The organism is Brytella acorum (genome assembly GCF_029309905.1).
GTDB classification, from domain to species: domain Bacteria; phylum Pseudomonadota; class Alphaproteobacteria; order Acetobacterales; family Acetobacteraceae; genus Brytella; species Brytella acorum.
In genome coordinates this window covers 139576-156178 of record NZ_JARBJP010000003.1, presented here as the reverse complement: position 1 = coordinate 156178, position 16603 = coordinate 139576, and the positions used below count along the sequence as shown (strand labels likewise).

The window sequence follows — 16603 nt, the reverse complement described above, 5'->3', positions numbered from 1 at the left end:
CGAGTCTCAGGCAGGGTCCGTTTCCATGTGCTCGCCGGGCAGATGGGCGGGCTCGGCGATGGCGAGCGCTCCGACGATGACGCTCGAACCGAGCACGAAGCCTTCAGCCGAGATCGGCAGAGCGTTTCGGGGACCGAAAACCGGGATCAGCCATCCGGCAAGACCCTGCCCGATGGAGCCGATCGCATAGCTTAGCCCCATGCCGAAACTGCGGGTTTCGGACGGGAAACGTTTGGCGAGATAGTAGGGAACCAGCGCGAAAATGCCTGAGGCCGCCATGCCCATCAGCAAGGCAGCAACAAGCAGGATGCTGTAATGCGTGCTGCTCAGGAACGGGTAGATCAGCACCATGACGGTGACGATGGTGCCCAGCATCACCTTGAGATCACCGTACCGGCCCGCGAGCCAGCCGCAGAGCAGCTTGCCGAGCAAGGAACCGATACAGAAGAGCCCGATCGGCCAGAAGATTTGGGCGGGCGTGAAGTGATGCACGGTGCGCAGGATCGTCGGATAGAGACTGTAAACAGCGGCCTTCTGGAATTCCAGCACCGACATGAGCGCAATGGCCTGAAGCGCGGCGTGATCCAGGCGGAAGGGTGGCCGCTTCGGCCTGGGATGATCCTTGCCGAGCGTGGTGCGGCGGCTCTGGGTCGCCATCCAGACCGGGCTTTCGGCCACGCCCCAGCGGATGAACAGCGCCAGCAGCGCAGGCGCGATGCCGATGAAAAACAGAACGCGCCAGGAATAATGGGGCAGGATCAGCGCCTGGGCGGCAGCCGCGGCCAGGAAACCCATTTCATAGCCTGACATCATCAGGGCCGAGGCCATGGCGCGGCTGCGGGCCGGGACGCTTTCCATCAGCAGGGCGGCGGACGCCGTCCACTCGCCGCCGAACCCGATCCCGAACATGAACTGTACGATCATCATGACCGTGACGTTCCACGCCATGCCGGACAGCCCCGAAAAAAGGGCGAACCACAGCACACCGGCCATGAACGCCAGACGGCGGCCATAACGGTCCGACAGCCAGCCCCAGCTCGTATTCCCGATGGCCCGACCGAAACTCTGGACGAGAATGATAGTGCCCATGGTGCTCAGGGAGCAGGCCAGGGAACGGGCGATATCCGGCAGCGTCAGGAGAAGGGATGTCTGGTCGAACGCGTCCAGAAACCACCCCAGAAAAGCGGCGAACGTCACGCGCCAATAGGGGCGCAGGGCAAGAAGGGCATTGTCCTGTGAGGACGCGGCAGGGGATGGCGAGGCCATCTGGCGGTGATCATCCGTCATGGTCTCGACCTCGCAGTATCGTGTTGGAAGTCCATGCCGCGTGGAGCGGCTTCGTCTTTTGCCCGAAATCCGGTGCATCCGTCGAGAGGAGATGACGTGGATATGTTCTGTTTTTATCGAACCTACGTTCGGGAGACCCCGGCGTTAGGGGGCTGTTAGTGAATCTCCTGCCATTATGTGTCGATTGTGCGACAGGAAGGCGGGTTTGTGGACAATAGCACCGGACAGGTTTTTGCGTATGCGACGTCCGAATACGGCGGATCCGAAGATGCGACGCGACGGGCCGATGACGCTGAACTTCTCCGGGAATCGTTTGCCGGAACCCTCCGGCGCAAGCGGGCGCGTCAACGCGCGAATGTGCCCGCGGTCCGTTGGCAGGCGCGCTGGGCCCCTGCGGCCAGGTTGAACGGAGACCCGGTACTCCTGGGGGCCGCGGTCGAGGAAATTCATCTTCACACCGGGCCGTTTCCCGTCTCGCGTGGCTCGACCCGGCGGCGACGGGGTTCGGGTGCTTCATCGCCTCATACAGCCGAATTTGAACTGCTCGAATATGTCTGCCGGGAAGCGGCTCGGTGGGACCGGCCCTTGCGTCTGATGGTCTCGCTTGCCGAGCGTTCGATGCCTGACGAGGAGTTCGTGGTCGGGCTGGCCTCGGTTCTGGAAAACACCTCTTTCCCGCCTTCGCGACTGGATCTGACGCTTCATGAGGCGGCTCTGAACGAGGGGAATGACCCGGTCACGTACAGTCTTGCCGTTCTGCGCGATCACGGCGTCGGTCTCTGGCTGACCCGTTTTGGACATGATGTTTCGAGTATGACCCTCCTCAGGGATCATGCCGGGAGCGGCCTACTGTCGGGGGTGTGTCTGGATGCCGGCTTGCTGACGGCGGGGTTTGTGGCGCCCGCGCCGGGTGAGGCCGCCGGTGCGGAACGCGTTTGTCTCGATCCGGTCGCGTGCAATTTCTACGCGAACACGATCTCCGCCGTGCGCGCGCTGGGCCTTGCCGTTCATCTTAGCGAAGTGGGCGATGAACAGATCTATGCCTTCGTCCGTGAGACGGGATGTGACGAATTTTCGGGGACTTACTGCGATTTTCCAGAGGCCCGGAACATTATTCCACCCGTGGCTGGTTCGCGCGAGGTCGCTCGGCGCATGGGTTTTGCGCGCTCCGGCGAAAGCTCCGAATGATTGTTCTGCCGGCCGTTCCCACGGGTCTGCGGCCGGTCGATCGCCATAACGTGAGCTTAACTTGCGGTGTCGGAACTGCTGCCGCATCCTGTCGGACAAAGAGTTGGAGGATGCATTGATGGCGGGGTCTGCCGTGACTTATGACGAGTTTTTCCAGCGTGCGCTTGACGGTCTGAAGTCCGATGGCAGCTATCGGCACTTCGCGGAGCTTGAGCGGCAGGCCGGTCGTTTTCCTCGTGCTTTCCACCATGCTCTCGGTCGTGAGGTGATGGTGTGGTGCTCCAACGACTATCTGGGCATGGGGCAGCATCCATCCGTGCTCGAAGCCATGCACAAGAGCCTCGACCACAGTGGCGCGGGCGCGGGAGGCACCCGCAACATATCCGGAACCAATCATGAGCATGTCGCGCTGGAGCGGGAACTCGCGGACCTTCATGGCAAGGAAGCCGCACTTCTCTTCAACTCCGGATATCTGTCGAACTGGGCGACTCTCGGTACGATCGCGGCGCGCATGAAGGACTGCGTGGTCCTGTCGGATGAGGCCAACCATGCTTCCATGATCGAAGGCATCCGGCACTCGCGCGCGGAGAAGCAGATTTTTCGTCATAACGACGTTGCGGATCTCGAGGCGCGTCTCAAGGCTCTTCCGCGTGACACGCCCAAAATCGTGGCCTTTGAATCCGTCTATTCGATGGATGGCGATATCGCGCCTATCGAGGCGATCTGTGATCTTGCGGATCGTTACAATGCGATGACCTATCTCGACGAGGTCCACGCCGTTGGCCTCTATGGCCATCAGGGTGGCGGCGTCGCGGAGCAGCGCGGGCTGGCGGATCGCCTGACCGTGATCGAGGGCACGCTCGGCAAGGGTTTTGGTGTTGTCGGCGGCTATATTTCCGGCTCCGTCGCGCTATGCGATTTCGTGCGATCCTTTGCTTCAGGCTTCATCTTTTCCACGGCGCTTCCGCCGATGGTGGCGGCCGGAGCCCTGGCCAGCATCCGTCACCTCCGGCAGAGCCAGGAAGAGCGCCGCCGTCATCAGGCGCGCGTCGCCTATCTCCGCGCCTCACTGGATCGCGCAGGGATTCCGCACATCCGAAACGAGTCGCACATCGTGCCTGTCATGGTGGGGGAGGCCAAGCTTTGTCGGATGTTGTCCGATCTGCTGCTCAGCCGTTATGGACATTATATCCAGCCGATCAATTATCCTACAGTTGCCCGAGGCACCGAACGTCTGCGCATCACGCCGGGACCCTTGCATGAGGAAGCGGATATCGACGATCTCGTATCGGCCCTGTCTGAGTTGTGGACCGAGCAAGGGCTCTCCAAGGCAGCCTGACTCTTTCAATCACGTTTTTTGTCCAGGACGAACGCTCTGTTTCCTTGTCGGGGAACAGGGCGTTTTTCGTTATTTGCAACGTCGTTCCGGTTCGTGCGTAAAGCCTGCTCATCTCATTGCGGAAGCACGCTGGCTGCGTGCGTTTCAGCCAAGAAAAACGGAGACGCGGCAGAATGCGGTTTGGGCCTTTGCGTGAATTGTACGGCCAGTTGAAGCCGCGTCTAAAAATCTTCGGGCCAGCAATCCTGCTCTGTCTGGCTCTTTCGGGCTTTCAGAACGCATGGGGCGCCCAGACGGCCCAAAGTCATCCCGACTCTGCCGTAAACGCGACTCCGCGCCTGAGTGCTTCACAGGCACAGCAGCTTATTCATGTTCTGAACGATGATACGCAGCGGCGTCAGTTCGTGACGACGCTGGAGAACCTTACGAAAGCGCAGGGCGTGGCCGTGGAAGCGGCTCCTTCCAAAGCGACGACTCCCGCCGCAGTGGCATCGACTCCCGCCGCGCCCCAGGCCGTCGCGGAGTCGCTCGAACCCGACAGTCTCGGTGCTCAGGTTCTGGGGAGCGTGTCCATATTCGGCGATCAGCTTCAGTCACGCGCGCAGGCGGTGGCGACGACGGTTCTTGATTTTGGCACGATCGGTCCATGGGCCAGACATATTGCGAACAGTCCGGCGGACCGAGCCAAAGTCTACGCGATTCTCATCCGTGTCGGGATCTTCGTAGCCCTTGTCGGCACGTTTGTCTTTCTTGCGCGCCTTGCCATCCGACGCCCGCGGCATGTCCTGGAGGAAGCCGCACGCAGCCATGGTCTGAAAGATATCGCGGTTGCCAGAACCGAGCAGCGCGCGGCGGAAAGCGCGGTGAAGCGCGATGTCGAGGCTGAAGAAAGGGTCGCGGCGCATGACCACTCCACGGCGGTCGCCAGCGACATCACGCCGATATCGGGGGCGCCCGACGGCGATCCTCAACCCACGAAAGAAATGCAGATCGACGTCGTGGCGGAGGGGGAGGTCCGTCTGCGTCATCAGGGTGCTCTGGCACGTCTGATGCTGGCGGTTCGACGCATTCCCTACACGTTGGGTTGCTTCGTGCTCGACATGATTCCCGTCGCCGCGGTTCCCGTGGCGGCCCTCCTTGTGAAGGCTCTGGACCCGGCCTCGACGCGCGCGACCACGGCGGCCATGCGTGATCTCGTGCTGTGCGGAATCATTGGCGGAAGCATCGTCTGCATCGCACGCGCCCTGTTCTCGCCATCAAAGCCATGGCTTCGTCTGATGACCATCGGGAATGCCGCTTCGGCATTTCTTTTCAGCTGGCTTCAATTGCTGGCGCTGATCGGAACCTGCGGCGCGGCGGCTTTGAGCCTGATGAGTGACTGCTCCTTGCCACTCGCCACCGTTCTCGCGCTGGCGAAGCTTCTGGCTCTCGTTCTTCATCTCCTGGTTGCGGTGATGATCGTTCGCGCGCGGCCGTATGTGACGGCACTGTGTAAGGATGCGAAACAGGACGGCGTCGGCGGATATGCGGTCTCGGTGCTCAACCGGGTCTGGTGGGTGGCGGCGCTGTTTTTCGACATTGGATTGTGGCTCGTATGGGCGGCGGAACTGCCGAACGGTTACACGTCGATCTGGCGTCTGTTCCTGCGAACCGTTGTGGCGCTGGTCGTGCTGCGTCTGTTCAGCATCGCGATCTACGGGCTGCTTGAACGGTTCTTCCGTAATCTGCCTGAGTGGATCGATCTCAACGACGAGACCAAGGCGCGTGTCGGGTCTTATTATCCCATCGTGCGCTGGGTCGCGGGCGGGGTGATCGGTATCCTGACGGTCGTGGCTATCGCTCTGGCATGGGGCGTTCCGCTGAGATCGATGTTTGGCGACGGTCAGATCGGGAGTCGTGTTCTTGGCTCGACATTTACCATCCTCGTCGCCCTTGCGATTGCGTCCATCGTCTGGGAATACGCGAATCTCGCGATTGAGCGGCACGTCACCCGCGTGAGCGCCATGCAGGACGGTTCGCTGAGGGCCGCGCGTATCCGTACCCTGCAGCCGATGATCCGGATCGCTCTGCTCGTCGTGCTGGGTGTTGTGGTTGCATTGACCATCCTGAGTGAAATCGGGGTCAATACGGGGCCCCTTCTCGCGGGGGCGTCGATATTCGGCGTGGCGCTCGGTTTCGGCTCTCAGAAGCTCGTTCAGGACTTTATCAATGGCATCTTCCTTTTGCTCGAAAATGCCCTGACGGTCGGGGACTCGGTAAGTCTCAACGGCGTCGGCGGCACCGTCGAGCATCTGTCGCTCCGTACGGTCCATGTGCGGGGTAGCGACGGGTCGATGAATATTTTCCCGTTCAGCTCTCTCGGGCAGATTACGAATTTCAACCGTGACTATGCGCGGGCCGCCATCGCGGCAAGCGTGGGTTATGACGTCGACACCGACGATGTCGTGAAGGCCCTCAAGGATATCGCATCGGATATGCGCTCAGACCCGGATTTCTCAATTCTAATCACCGACGATATCCAGATATGGGGCGTGGACTCGCTCGGGGATTCATCCGTTACCGTGCGCGGCGTGCTGCCGACCACGACGGGCGGGCGCTGGCCTGTTCAGCGCGAATTCAATCGTCGCATGAAAAAATGCTTCGATGAACGCGGGATCACCATACCGTTTCCGACGCGGACGCTGGAGATCGACGGTCTGGATCGGCTTTTCGAAGGCAGCCGAGGGAGAGCGGGCGTCGAGGCCGCAGCTGAGCCTGGTGCGACCGGCACATCGACGAGCCAGGTCGTGGACGCCGAAAAAAAGCCGTGAGCGCAAGGCTCACGGCTTATCGTGTCGGGAGGAGAGCCGGTCAGCTTTCCAGTTGACGGGCTTCGTCGGGAAGCATGATCGGAATGCCGTCACGGATGGGATAGGCGAGGTGGGCCTTGGGGCTACGAAGTTCCTGCCGCTCCCGATCGTATTCCAGCGGTCCCTTCGTCAGGGGACATACGAGCATCGAGAGAAGGCGGGGGTCCAGATCGGCGGTCATGTCAGTCCTCGGGGTCGTCAGCTTCGGAAAGATCGTCCAGCAGTGAAATCAGCACGGCTGCGCGGTCTCCAATGGTCTCTGCTTCCAGCAGGGACTGTTTCTCGTCAACCGTAAAAGGCACGAGCATGGGCAGAACGACCATGAGCGCGTCATCCTCCATCTCCTCGATGGCGTTCCAGCTCGTATGCAGATTGTGGAGGTCCAGATAGCGGCGCAGGGAGTCGATCAGTCGATCGCGGTCGAGCGCCACGTCGCCCGTTTCGACGAGATCGGCGGCAAAGCCCGAAGCGTCGATATGAGCGATGCGATAGCCGCGCTCTTCCGTGCCCTCGCGCAGGATGCGGAAGCGCACCAGACCGCTCAGGGTCATGGCGAAAGTGCCGTCGGCGCGCTCGTTGAAGCTCGTAATGCGTCCGAGGCAGCCGACGTGATGCAAGGCGGGTTGGGCGGAATCGTCTTCCTCGTCGCGAGGCTGAATCATGCCGATCAGACGGTTGGACGCGAGGGCATCCTCCAGGAGCGCCACATAGCGAGGCTCGAAGACATTGAGCGGCAGCTTCCCACCCGGCAAAAGCAGCGCGCCGGGAAGCGGGAACAGACCGACCCGTGCGGGCACGTCTGCCAGAGTGATGTCCTGCAGGCGGGGGATGCGGCGGGGGACATCGTCCTCGCCCCCGTGGACGAAGCCTTCCTGCGGCAGCGTCATGAAAACAGGATCGACGAGAGCTTGCGGCGCGCGGCCGATGTCGCGGGATCGGCGTGTCCCCAGGCTTCGAAGAATCGCAGCAGTTCGGCCTTGGCCGCGCCGTCGTTCCAGGCGCGATCAGTCTTGACGATGTGCAGCAGCTCGTCGGCGGCTTCGGCGCGCAGACCGGCGCCGTTCAGGGCGCCTGCGAGCTTCAGGCGCGTGGCGAAGTCCTCGGGATGGGCCGCGACCTCGGCCCGCAGCCCGTCGAGCGCGCTTGCCGCGGCGCGACCTTCTTCATGCAGAGCCAGGGCGGCTCTGGCACCTGTGATTTCGGCATGCGACGCAAGCGCCGGGGGAACCTGGGACAGGGCTTCGTGCGCGGCGGCGGTATCGTCCAGCGCGATCAGGGAGCGGATCATTCCGCCCCATCCTTCGGGATTTTCGGGTTCGATATCGAGCAGGCCCGCGAAGAGCGAGGCGGCTTCCTCGGGGCGGTTTTCCTTGAGCGCTTCGCGCGCGGCCGCGAGGATATCGGCGCTGGGCATCGCGCCTCCGGCCATTTTCAGCAGGGCTTCGATGAAGCGTTTGACCTCGCTCTCGGGTTGCGCGCCCTGAATCATGTCGATGATCTGGCCCTTGTAGAAAGCGGCGACCATCGGAATGGACTGTAGGGGCAGTCCGATCTGCACGAGCTGGGCGGCGAGCGCCTGGTTGGCTTCGATGTCGACCTTGACCAGTTTCACCCGCCCACCGGCGGCACGGACGACTTTTTCAAGTGCGGGCGTGAACTGACGGCATGGACCGCACCACGGCGCCCAGAAATCGACCAGAACGGGCAGCTCGCGGCTGGCGTCCATGACTTCCTTCATGAAGCTTTTCTGGTCGGCGTCAACGATCTGGATGTTGCGTGTCCCGGATGAGGGCGCGCCTCCCGCCGTGAACGACGCGGTTTGGGACGATGATCCCGACGGCTTCTGCCCGATGATGTAATCCATGAAGCGGCATGTTCCTTGTGGTGGCCGGAGAGGAGCCATGGCGGTGGTGGGGGAGAGGGCCGCCGTATCTGGCCTTAAGATCGTGTTACGGATACGACGGCGCAAGACGACGATGACGCCTTTGTCGCGGGCACGAAAAAAATCTTCCTTTTTCCCGGAAGGGCTACTTGCGAAGCACGGTGATCTCCCGTATTCAGCCGCTCAACGGAATGCGGGCGTAGCTCAGGGGTAGAGCACAACCTTGCCAAGGTTGGGGTCGTGGGTTCGAATCCCATCGCCCGCTCCAGATTTTCCAAGGAAAATCAGACGGATACGAGGAAGCCGCCGCAAGGCGGCTTTCGTCGTTTTGGGGTGTGGTGTCCACATGGTGTCCACCGCGAGGCTGAATCTGTGATGGCCTTAGCGGAGACACACACTTGTTTTGCGGTCCTGATCGCGCCGTCAATTCGTATCAATCGTTATTGTCGGTGTGCGCGGCTCACATCGGTACTCTGCGCTTATTGCCGTCGAGCAAGGCGCAGACCATCCCTGAAATTCAGGACCAGAAGAGTAAGATTGATAGAGCCGGCCAGAAGTTCGAGCGCCTGTATACTGTAGAATGGCCAACCGAATCGTGATGCCGCCGCGCGGGCGGCCAGAAACAGCGCACACGGTACGAGAACGCAAATCCCGTTGAGGCCGATGATCCGCATACGGCGGAGTTTCACGAGTGCCAGACCACGCGGAGCCCCACTTGTCGCGCGATAGCCCGAAAGCCCCGTTGTGGCGAGACATGGGACCAGGACCAATAATCCCCAGAGGATCGCACGCTTGACTGTGCTGATAATCGAGGCGTCGCCATAGAGTTCTGCGACGACCGAGGCAGTCATGAAACTGCCAATACAAAGGATCGACAGGCTTTCCTGTCACACGATGGAGACGGCGGAGAAGCGTTGGCATGATATGATCCTTGCTTCCTGAAGAGAAGGTCTTTTACATAGCAAGCCATGAAAGAAGATAGCAAGCCATATAAATGGCCGTCCCGAACCGACTCCCTTGGCTATATGGTCAACTGGGCCGCCCGGCTTTTTGCTCGTGAGATGGATGAAGCACTGCGGCCCTTTGGCCTCATGTCCGGTCAGCTACCGGTGATCTTCGCGTTGGCGGACGGCAAGACACGGAGCCAGCGTGAACTGGTGAACCTCGCGGCCGTCGAGCAATCCACGATGGCGAAGACCCTTTCACGAATGGAACGGGACGGGCTGATCGAACGCAAGCCGGATCCGAACGATCGCAGAAGCACGACGATATCGCTATCGCCATTAATGTCTGTCAGGTTGCCGGAGGTTGCGGCAGCCGTGGCGGTCATCAACGCCCGGAGCCATACGCATCTCTCGGAGGAGGAAGGTGAACGACTGCTTGATCTGCTTCACTGGGCGATCAAGGGTCTAGCAGAGAGGCCATGACGCAGATTTCCGATAACCGATGCACGCCTCTTACAATCATGGAAATGCGGCACAACACTCTGGACATCGCACATCAATGGAAATTCCGCGATCGAACTATGATGACGTCATCCGGGTGATGTCTGTCGCTTGGGGTGCCACCATTTGAGCGGTTTCCAACATCGGCGAGTAGTCCCGACTGGTCGATGATCTCCAGAGCGATCAGATGAATCACCTCGCCCTCCTTCTGAAGCCTCCCCTTCACAGCCACCATGCTGGCGGACAGGACCACCGGCCGGAATTTCTCGAAGGTGTCTGCCCAAATGATGACATTCAGCGTCGCCGTCTCGTCCTCCAGCGTCATAAAAACCACGCCTTTTGAAGAACCCGGACGCTGACGCACCAGGACGATTCCGGCTGCCGTCAGCCGCTTGCCATCCCTGGCATTGATTGCGTCCCGGCACGACAGGATGTCATCGCGCCTCAGATCATCCCGCAGAAAGGCAACCGGATGGTCCCGCAGGGTCAGGCCGATACGGTTATAGTCCCGTGCCACCTCGGCGCCGGCCCGCATGGGCTGGAGCAGGACATCCGGTTCCTTTGCTTCCCGGACGATCTCCGCAGCCGCGAACAAGGGCAACGGTTCATCCCGTAGCGCCTTGATCGCCCACAGAGCCTCACGCCGTGCCAGCCCGAACCCCGCACGAAACGCATCCGCCTCGGCCAGGTGGGTCAGGGCAGCGGCCTTCACGCCGGATCGTCGCCACAGATCGTCTATCGACACGAAGGGCCGATTCCCACGGGCCGCCACGATCCGCGCGGCATCCTCATTGGCCAGTCCCTTCACCAGGTTCATCCCGAGCCGCACCGCAAACAGGCCGTTCGCCCGTTCCGGCCCTTCAAGGATGGCCTCCCAGCGTGACCGGTTCACACAGATAGGCCGGACTTCCACCCCATGCGCCTGGGCGTCGCGGACGAGTTGGGCCGGCGCGTAGAAGCCCATCGGCTGGCTGTTCAGCAATGAGGCCAGGAACACGTCCGGATGGCGGCATTTCATCCACGATGACGAATAGGCCAGGATGGCGAATGACGCGGCATGGCTCTCCGGGAAGCCATAGGAGCCGAAGCCCTCAAGCTGCTGGTAGATACGCTCGGCGAATTCCTCCGGATATCCGTTCTCCCTCATGCCTTCGAGCAGGCGGGTCTGGAATTTCGAGACCGTCCCGGTGTTCTTGAAGGTCGCCATCGCACGCCTGAGTTGATCGGCCTCGGCCGCCGTGAACCCGGCACATACCATGGCCACCTGCATGACCTGTTCCTGAAAAAGCGGCACGCCGAGGGTCCGCTTCAGGACTTCCTCCAGTTCCGGGGTCGGGTAATCGGGCTGCTCCAGGCCCTCCCGCCGGCGCAGATACGGATGAACCATATCGCCCTGGATCGGTCCGGGACGGACGATGGCGACCTCGATCACCAGGTCATAATAGGTCCGGGGCTTCAGGCGCGGCAGCATCGACATTTGCGCCCGGCTCTCGATCTGGAACACGCCGATCGTGTCTGCCTTGCGGATCATGGCGTAGGTCCGCGGGTCTTCGGCCGGAATGGTCTGGAGCGTGAAGCGCTGCCCCTTGTGTTCGGCGAGCAGGTCCAGTCCCTTCTTCATGCAGGTCAGCATGCCAAGCGCCAGCACATCAACCTTCATGAATTTCAGCGCGTCGATGTCGTCCTTGTCCCACTCGATGGTCTGGCGATTCTCCATCGCCGCCGGTTCGATCGGCACCAGTTCGTCCAGCCGGTCATGGGTCAGCACGAAGCCGCCCGGATGCTGGGACAGATGACGCGGCACGCCAATCAGGGCACGCGCCAGATCGAGCGTCAGACGGATACGCCGGTCAGTCAGGTCGATTCCGGTCTCGGCGAATTTCTCCGCATCGACCTCGCGCGACCAGCCCCATATCTGTTTCGACAGCAGGGTGATCAGGTCTTCCGGCAGCCCCATCACCTTGCCCACATCACGGAGAGCCCCCTTGGCCCGATACCGGGTGACCACGGCGGTCAGTGCCGCGCGGGTGCGACCGTAATGGTCATAGATCCACTGGATGATTTCCTCGCGACGGGCATGCTCGAAATCCACGTCGATGTCCGGCGGCTCGCCCCGCTCTTCCGAGATGAACCGCTCGAACAGCAATGTCGTCCGCGACGGGTCGATCGCCGTGATGCCCAGCACGAAACAGACAGCGCTATTGGCCGCCGATCCGCGACCCTGGCACAGAATGCCCCGCCGCCTCGACTCGCGAACGATGCTGTTCACCGTCAGGAAGTAGGGCGCGTAGGACATGCGCCCGATCAGCGCCAGTTCATGGCGGAGAATTTCAGCCACGTCCTCGGGGATGCCATCCGTATAGAAGGCTCTCGCACCTTCCCACGTCAGGGCTTCCAGTGCTTCCTGGGGTGTCTGGCCCGGCGTCGTGATTTCATCGGGATATTGATACGCTAGATCGTCGAGGCTGAACCGGCAGCGTTCGACGATCTCCATGCTCCGGTCGATCGCTTCGGGATATCGCGAGAACAGGCGCGCGATTTCCTGGGGCGGCTTGAGATAGCGATCGGCATGACGCTCACGGACGAAGCCAGCCCGGTCTATGGTCGTATTATGCCGAACACAGGTGACGACATCCTGGAGAATGCGGCGGTCATGGATATCGAACAGCACGTCATTGGTGACGACGGTCTTCACCCGGCGCGCATGGGCCATATTCGCCAATTCATAGAGCCGCATCTGATCATTCGGCCGGCGGCGCAGGGTCAGTGCCATATAGGCCCGGTCCCCGAAGGCATCCCGCAGCTTCCGCAGATGCAGGGCGCAGTCCTCGCCGGCGACATCCGGCACCAGCACGGCCTGAAGTCCGTCGCCCCACTCGGCCAGATCGGCCCAGTTCAGCAGGCATTTCCCCTTGCCGGCGCGCGCCTTGCCGATCGACAGCAGCCGACATAAGCGGCCATAGGCGGCGCGGTCCATCGGATAGACCAGGACCGGCGGAAAGTCGGCGAGGTCGAGCCGGCATCCGACCACCAGCCGCATGCCGGTATCTTTCGCGGCGATGTGGGCCTGGACGATGCCGGCCAGTGTGTTGCGGTCGGTGATCCCGATGGCGGAAAGTCCGAGACGTTTGGCCTGGGCAAACAGTTCGGCAGGCGCAGACACGCCCCGCAGGAACGAGAAATAGCTGGTGACCTGAAGCTCGGCATAGCGGGTCATGCGAACAGCCCGTGCATGAACCATCTCTGCGAGCCGGTTTCTCCATGTTCGCCATCACCCTCGCGGAAGACCCAGAATCGGTCGCCGGCCGTGTCCTCGATCCGGAAATAATCCCGCGCGATCGTCAGTTCCGTATCACCCTTCCACCATTCGCCGAAGACGCGCTCAGGCCCGTCGGCGCAGCGCACGCGATGCCGGATACCGCGCCAGATAAAGAAGATCGGCGGCTGGTCCGGCAATTCGGCCATGGCCTGGACAGGTTCCGGCCGGGAAAGCAGCCGGGTCGGTCGTGGCCATCCGACCGGCCAGGTGGCGCCGTCATCCGGAGCCAGTGCCGGCACCCGGCAGACCGACCGCTCGGGAATGTCGCTCTCCACAGGGGCAAACCGGTAGAGCGATTCCCCACCGACGCGATTGGCCAGCGTGTCGATCAGGCCGGAGATGTCGGCTTCTTCCTCTTCGATCAGCGAGGAAACCCGCTGCCTGACCTCCATCGGCTCGGCCAGGACGGCGACCAGTTCCATGCGCTCAATGCCATAGCCCGGATCGATCGTCTCGATCTTCTCGCACAGCAGGCGCGTCAGATGCTTCGCGTCCCTTGCCGGCCGGGCCGTGGCGATCCGGATCGTCTGGGTTTGGCTGTCCAACCGGTGCAACAGGAGGTCGAGCAGCCGTATGCCGTCGCCCCTGGCATCCAGCCCTTCACACAGGACGGGAACCAGCTTGCCGATATAGCGGGCAATGGTCTCGGCCGCGCCGATGGGTTCGGCGAAGTTGCGCGCCACAGAAACCGGATCGACCGGGCGCACGGCCAGGATCGGTTCGGCGATGCGCCCATAAGCCTGGTCCAGACGGCGTTCCAGTTCCGGCCCGAACCGCAAGGTCAGCGGCGCGCGCGGCATGGCGGCCAGCTTGCCGATCCGGGAGATACCCAGCGTCCGCAATCCTTCGATGACGGCAGCCGGAAGCCGCAATGCCTCGATCGGCAGGTTGGAGAGCGTGTCGGGGATGCCTCCGTCGGGCACGATGATGATCCGGCCACGTCCATATCTGGCCAGGGCATGAGCGGCACCCCAGGTTCCGGCGATCGTGACCTTGGCGGTAAAGCCTGAGTCAGCCAGGCGACGGACCACGGCGTCCAGCATCGCCGGCTCGCCACCATGGAGATGATCCGTGCCGGTCGTGTCCATTACGATGCCATCAGGCAGTCCGCCGGATGCGTCCACGGCCACGATCGGCGCGATCCGCCGCTGGAACCAGAGAGCCAGAGCCTCCAGCCCGGCTCGGTCGCCGTCGGGGTCGGCATCCATGATGGTCAGATCGGGATAGAGCGCCTGGGCCTTGGCAACCGGAATGCCGGGCGTCACCCCGATCTTGCGGGCGGCAAGGTCGGCGGACATGACGACGCGACGGCTGCCTTCCCGGCCGGCCAGGGCCAGCGGTGTCTCAGGCGCGGCGTTGCCCAGCTTCTTCCTGATGCGCTCCGTCGGCCACAGAGGCAGGTAGAGCGACACCACACGATTCGATCCTCCCGTTGGCATCGCACCCCTCCACCTCGAAATCCGCGCATTCCCCCGATCGCGCGCGCAGCAATTCCAGCATCCACCGGGGCCGCTCCACGCCGGGCACGGGAAGCGGCGCGGATGGCAGGACAGAGACCCGCCAGCGTGTGGTGCTGGCTGTCGGCTGTCCGAAATCGGCGGCTTCCGTCTGGCGGCGCCATCTCCGGACAGCCAGGCCGATGGTCCCGGTTCCCTCGGCCGCGATCTGCAAGCGCCGCGAGGCCGTCATCGTCAGTCGCCCGACCTCGGCGACCACGGACCCCAGCCCGCCATGTCGCAGACCTTCCTCGAAGCAGGCCAGGGCGTCGTTGTCCGAGGATGCTTCAACGTGGATGACCCGGCGAGCGGCCAGTCCGGCCTGATCGAGAGCCGGCGCGAAGATGTCCTGCCGGGTGACGATCCACAGCACCTTGCCTCTGGTCCGGCCGGCAATCCCTGCGGCGAACAGGGCCGCAGCCGTGGCGTTGAGGGCGTCAGTCCCGCCACCGGCCACCTCATGAAGCGCGCCCAGGACCAGGCCGCCACCCGGTAACCTCGCGTCGATCTCCTTCACGCCGAATGGCAGGACGGCGCGTTTATGGCTTTTGTGTCCTTCGAGCCGGGCAATGGTCGCCTGAAGCGCTTCCAGGGCGGGCTTCTTCCGGGCTGGGCTCCCTTTCGTGGTCATCTCGAATCCGTCCGATGCTGGCGGCGTCAGTAGCTATATGTTCATGGTTTGTTCCTAACGCGCGATAAGAGTCAAGGCACGATTACCGGAGGTGTGACACAGTGCAGGGAATAGCTGAGGCCCAGCTATGTCTCTGATATCTGTAAAGCTTTGAGTCTCAGGGATTTTTTCTGGCCGACGACGGAAGGACGGCACCGATGTGCAACCTCTACTCCGTAATGACGAACCAGGAGGCGATCAGGATGATCGCCAGGGTCATGATCGATCATATCGGCAACCTGCAACCGTTGCCCGAGGTGTGGCCGAATACAATGGCCCCAATCATCCGCAATGCCGAGGGCGGCAGGGAACTGGTCATGGCCCGCTGGGGAATGCCGACGCCACCCGGCATGCTCAAGGGCAGGAAGGTGGATCGGGGCATAACCAATATCCGGCATATGGAATCGTCCTGGTGGCGGCGATGGGAAGGCGTGGAACATCGCTGCCTGGTGCCGCTGACGGCGTTTGCCGAGCCCGAACATCTGCCCGAAGGTGGAAGTCGTCAGGTCTGGTTCGCCAGAGCGGATGGCGAGCCGCTGGCCTTCTTCGCCGGTCTGTGGTGCCGGTGGACGTCGGTCAGGAAACTGGCTGACGGCGAGACGACAAATAACCTGTATGGATTCCTGACCACTGAAGCCAACCGGGAGGTCGGTGCTATTCATCCTTGGGCCATGCCAGTTATCCTGACGCAGCAGGAAGATATGGATCTGTGGATGACAGCGCCGGCACCTGAGGCCTTGCAGGTGCAGCAGGCATTGCCGGACGGAGCGCTAATAGCGATTGCTCCACCCACGGGGGTTGCTTGATGGCGCCTCTACGAGGCGCGCTATGCGCCGCCGATCCACCGCCCCGTAATGGTCGGACGTGTGGAACGCACTGACCAGAAATTCCTGAATGTCAGCACCAGCGTGGGTGATTTCCTAAGCCGCGCGGTCATCGGCGCCACCGGCACATGGTCTGCGCCCTTCATCCCCGATTATCCGGGCCGCGAATTGTTTGCCAGAACGCAAATCCACTCCTCCCATTCCGACCCGCGCTCTCCGCATTTGCGCCGCTCGACGTGATCGAGCCGGACGGGCTGATCCGCGTTAACGGGCAGCAGGTTGAACTGCCCCGGAGCTTTTGGGG

At 62.3% G+C, this 16603-nt stretch carries 13 protein-coding genes, 1 tRNA gene and 1 pseudogene; 7 read left to right on the top strand and 8 right to left on the bottom strand.

The features are described from left to right. Window positions 1–6: 6 nt before the first annotated feature. Window positions 7–1287, bottom strand: coding sequence for an MFS transporter (locus tag PWM43_RS07195; RefSeq protein WP_289841821.1), 1281 nt, complete (start codon window positions 1285–1287; stop codon window positions 7–9). A gap of 207 nt (window positions 1288–1494) precedes the next feature. On the opposite strand from PWM43_RS07195, the gene PWM43_RS07190 reads away from it, so the two are divergent. The 3 genes from PWM43_RS07190 (at window position 1495) to PWM43_RS07180 (ending at window position 6624) form a co-directional block, all read left to right on the top strand. After that, entirely contained in the window at window positions 1495–2475 is a 981-nt protein-coding gene (locus PWM43_RS07190; protein WP_289841820.1) for an EAL domain-containing protein, read from the top strand. A 133-nt stretch (window positions 2476–2608) separates the two neighbouring features. After that, on the top strand, window positions 2609–3814 hold the full coding sequence (hemA, locus tag PWM43_RS07185) for a 5-aminolevulinate synthase (protein WP_289842031.1): 1206 nt from the start codon (window positions 2609–2611) through the stop codon (window positions 3812–3814). Between the two features lie 173 nt (window positions 3815–3987). Next, window positions 3988–6624 (top strand): mechanosensitive ion channel family protein, encoded by a 2637-nt coding sequence (locus PWM43_RS07180; RefSeq protein WP_289841819.1) that lies wholly within the window; start codon window positions 3988–3990, stop codon window positions 6622–6624. Between the two features lie 40 nt (window positions 6625–6664). Here PWM43_RS07180 and PWM43_RS07175 read toward each other — a convergent pair whose 3' ends face one another. From PWM43_RS07175 to PWM43_RS07165, 3 genes are read right to left on the bottom strand one after another with little or no spacing between them, the layout of a single operon-like run. Next, a complete protein-coding gene (locus tag PWM43_RS07175) occupies window positions 6665–6844 on the bottom strand; it encodes a Trm112 family protein (protein ID WP_289841818.1) in 180 nt (59 codons plus the stop codon). 1 nt (window position 6845) lies between these two features. After that, window positions 6846–7550, bottom strand: coding sequence for an LON peptidase substrate-binding domain-containing protein (locus tag PWM43_RS07170; protein WP_289841817.1), 705 nt, complete (start codon window positions 7548–7550; stop codon window positions 6846–6848). Then, the gene (locus PWM43_RS07165) at window positions 7547–8527 is read right to left on the bottom strand and encodes a tetratricopeptide repeat protein (RefSeq protein WP_289841816.1); all 981 of its coding nucleotides are present in this window, start codon (window positions 8525–8527) and stop codon (window positions 7547–7549) included. The genes PWM43_RS07170 and PWM43_RS07165 overlap by 4 nt, the downstream gene beginning before the upstream one ends. A 211-nt stretch (window positions 8528–8738) precedes the next feature. Here PWM43_RS07165 and PWM43_RS07160 point away from each other — a divergent pair. Next, window positions 8739–8813: transfer RNA gene (locus PWM43_RS07160), tRNA-Gly, on the top strand. Between the two features lie 211 nt (window positions 8814–9024). Here PWM43_RS07160 and PWM43_RS07155 read toward each other — a convergent pair. Further along, the gene (locus PWM43_RS07155; protein ID WP_010668705.1) at window positions 9025–9396 is read right to left on the bottom strand and encodes a hypothetical protein; all 372 of its coding nucleotides are present in this window, start codon (window positions 9394–9396) and stop codon (window positions 9025–9027) included. A gap of 210 nt (window positions 9397–9606) precedes the next feature. On the opposite strand from PWM43_RS07155, the gene PWM43_RS07150 reads away from it, so the two are divergent. Continuing rightward, window positions 9607–9972 carry a MarR family winged helix-turn-helix transcriptional regulator gene (locus PWM43_RS07150; protein ID WP_235075531.1) on the top strand — a complete coding sequence of 122 codons (366 nt, stop codon included), beginning with the start codon at window positions 9607–9609 and terminating at the stop codon, window positions 9970–9972. Between the two features lie 73 nt (window positions 9973–10045). Here PWM43_RS07150 and PWM43_RS07145 read toward each other — a convergent pair whose 3' ends face one another. From PWM43_RS07145 to PWM43_RS07135, 3 genes are read right to left on the bottom strand one after another with little or no spacing between them, the layout of a single operon-like run. After that, on the bottom strand, window positions 10046–13207 hold the full coding sequence (locus PWM43_RS07145) for an error-prone DNA polymerase (RefSeq protein WP_026200119.1): 3162 nt from the start codon (window positions 13205–13207) through the stop codon (window positions 10046–10048). After that, window positions 13204–14724 carry a DUF6504 family protein gene (locus tag PWM43_RS07140; RefSeq protein WP_010668702.1) on the bottom strand — a complete coding sequence of 507 codons (1521 nt, stop codon included), beginning with the start codon at window positions 14722–14724 and terminating at the stop codon, window positions 13204–13206. The genes PWM43_RS07145 and PWM43_RS07140 overlap by 4 nt, the downstream gene beginning before the upstream one ends. Continuing rightward, window positions 14654–15436, bottom strand: a complete 783-nt coding sequence (locus tag PWM43_RS07135) for an ImuA family protein (protein WP_018308150.1) — start codon at window positions 15434–15436, stop codon at window positions 14654–14656. Before PWM43_RS07135 ends, PWM43_RS07140 begins: the two co-directional genes overlap by 71 nt. 197 nt (window positions 15437–15633) lie before the next feature. Here PWM43_RS07135 and PWM43_RS07130 point away from each other — a divergent pair, with 197 nt between their 5' ends. Together PWM43_RS07130 and PWM43_RS15360 are read left to right on the top strand one after the other, a co-directional pair. After that, complete coding sequence (locus PWM43_RS07130; protein WP_010669086.1) at window positions 15634–16281, top strand: SOS response-associated peptidase; 648 nt, start codon at window positions 15634–15636, stop codon at window positions 16279–16281. A 9-nt stretch (window positions 16282–16290) separates the two neighbouring features. Further along, window positions 16291–16500, top strand: a pseudogene (locus tag PWM43_RS15360) (pyridine nucleotide-disulfide oxidoreductase); the annotation flags it as partial. Window positions 16501–16603 lie beyond the last annotated feature (103 nt).

Excerpts from the sequence above, each read along its gene's own strand:
- PWM43_RS07165 (WP_289841816.1), bottom strand. The coding sequence starts at position 8,527 with ATGGATTACATCATCGGGCAGAAGCCGTCGGGATCATCGTCCCAAACC.
- PWM43_RS07155 (WP_010668705.1), bottom strand. The coding sequence starts at position 9,396 with ATGACTGCCTCGGTCGTCGCAGAACTCTATGGCGACGCCTCGATTATC.
- PWM43_RS07135 (WP_018308150.1), bottom strand. The coding sequence starts at position 15,436 with ATGACCACGAAAGGGAGCCCAGCCCGGAAGAAGCCCGCCCTGGAAGCG.
- PWM43_RS07170 (WP_289841817.1), bottom strand. The coding sequence starts at position 7,550 with ATGACGCTGCCGCAGGAAGGCTTCGTCCACGGGGGCGAGGACGATGTC.
- PWM43_RS07195 (WP_289841821.1), bottom strand. The coding sequence starts at position 1,287 with ATGACGGATGATCACCGCCAGATGGCCTCGCCATCCCCTGCCGCGTCC.
- PWM43_RS07180 (WP_289841819.1), top strand. The coding sequence starts at position 3,988 with ATGCGGTTTGGGCCTTTGCGTGAATTGTACGGCCAGTTGAAGCCGCGT.
- PWM43_RS07145 (WP_026200119.1), bottom strand. The coding sequence starts at position 13,207 with ATGACCCGCTATGCCGAGCTTCAGGTCACCAGCTATTTCTCGTTCCTG.
- PWM43_RS07130 (WP_010669086.1), top strand. The coding sequence starts at position 15,634 with ATGTGCAACCTCTACTCCGTAATGACGAACCAGGAGGCGATCAGGATG.
- PWM43_RS07175 (WP_289841818.1), bottom strand. The coding sequence starts at position 6,844 with ATGACCGCCGATCTGGACCCCCGCCTTCTCTCGATGCTCGTATGTCCC.
- PWM43_RS07150 (WP_235075531.1), top strand. The coding sequence starts at position 9,607 with ATGGATGAAGCACTGCGGCCCTTTGGCCTCATGTCCGGTCAGCTACCG.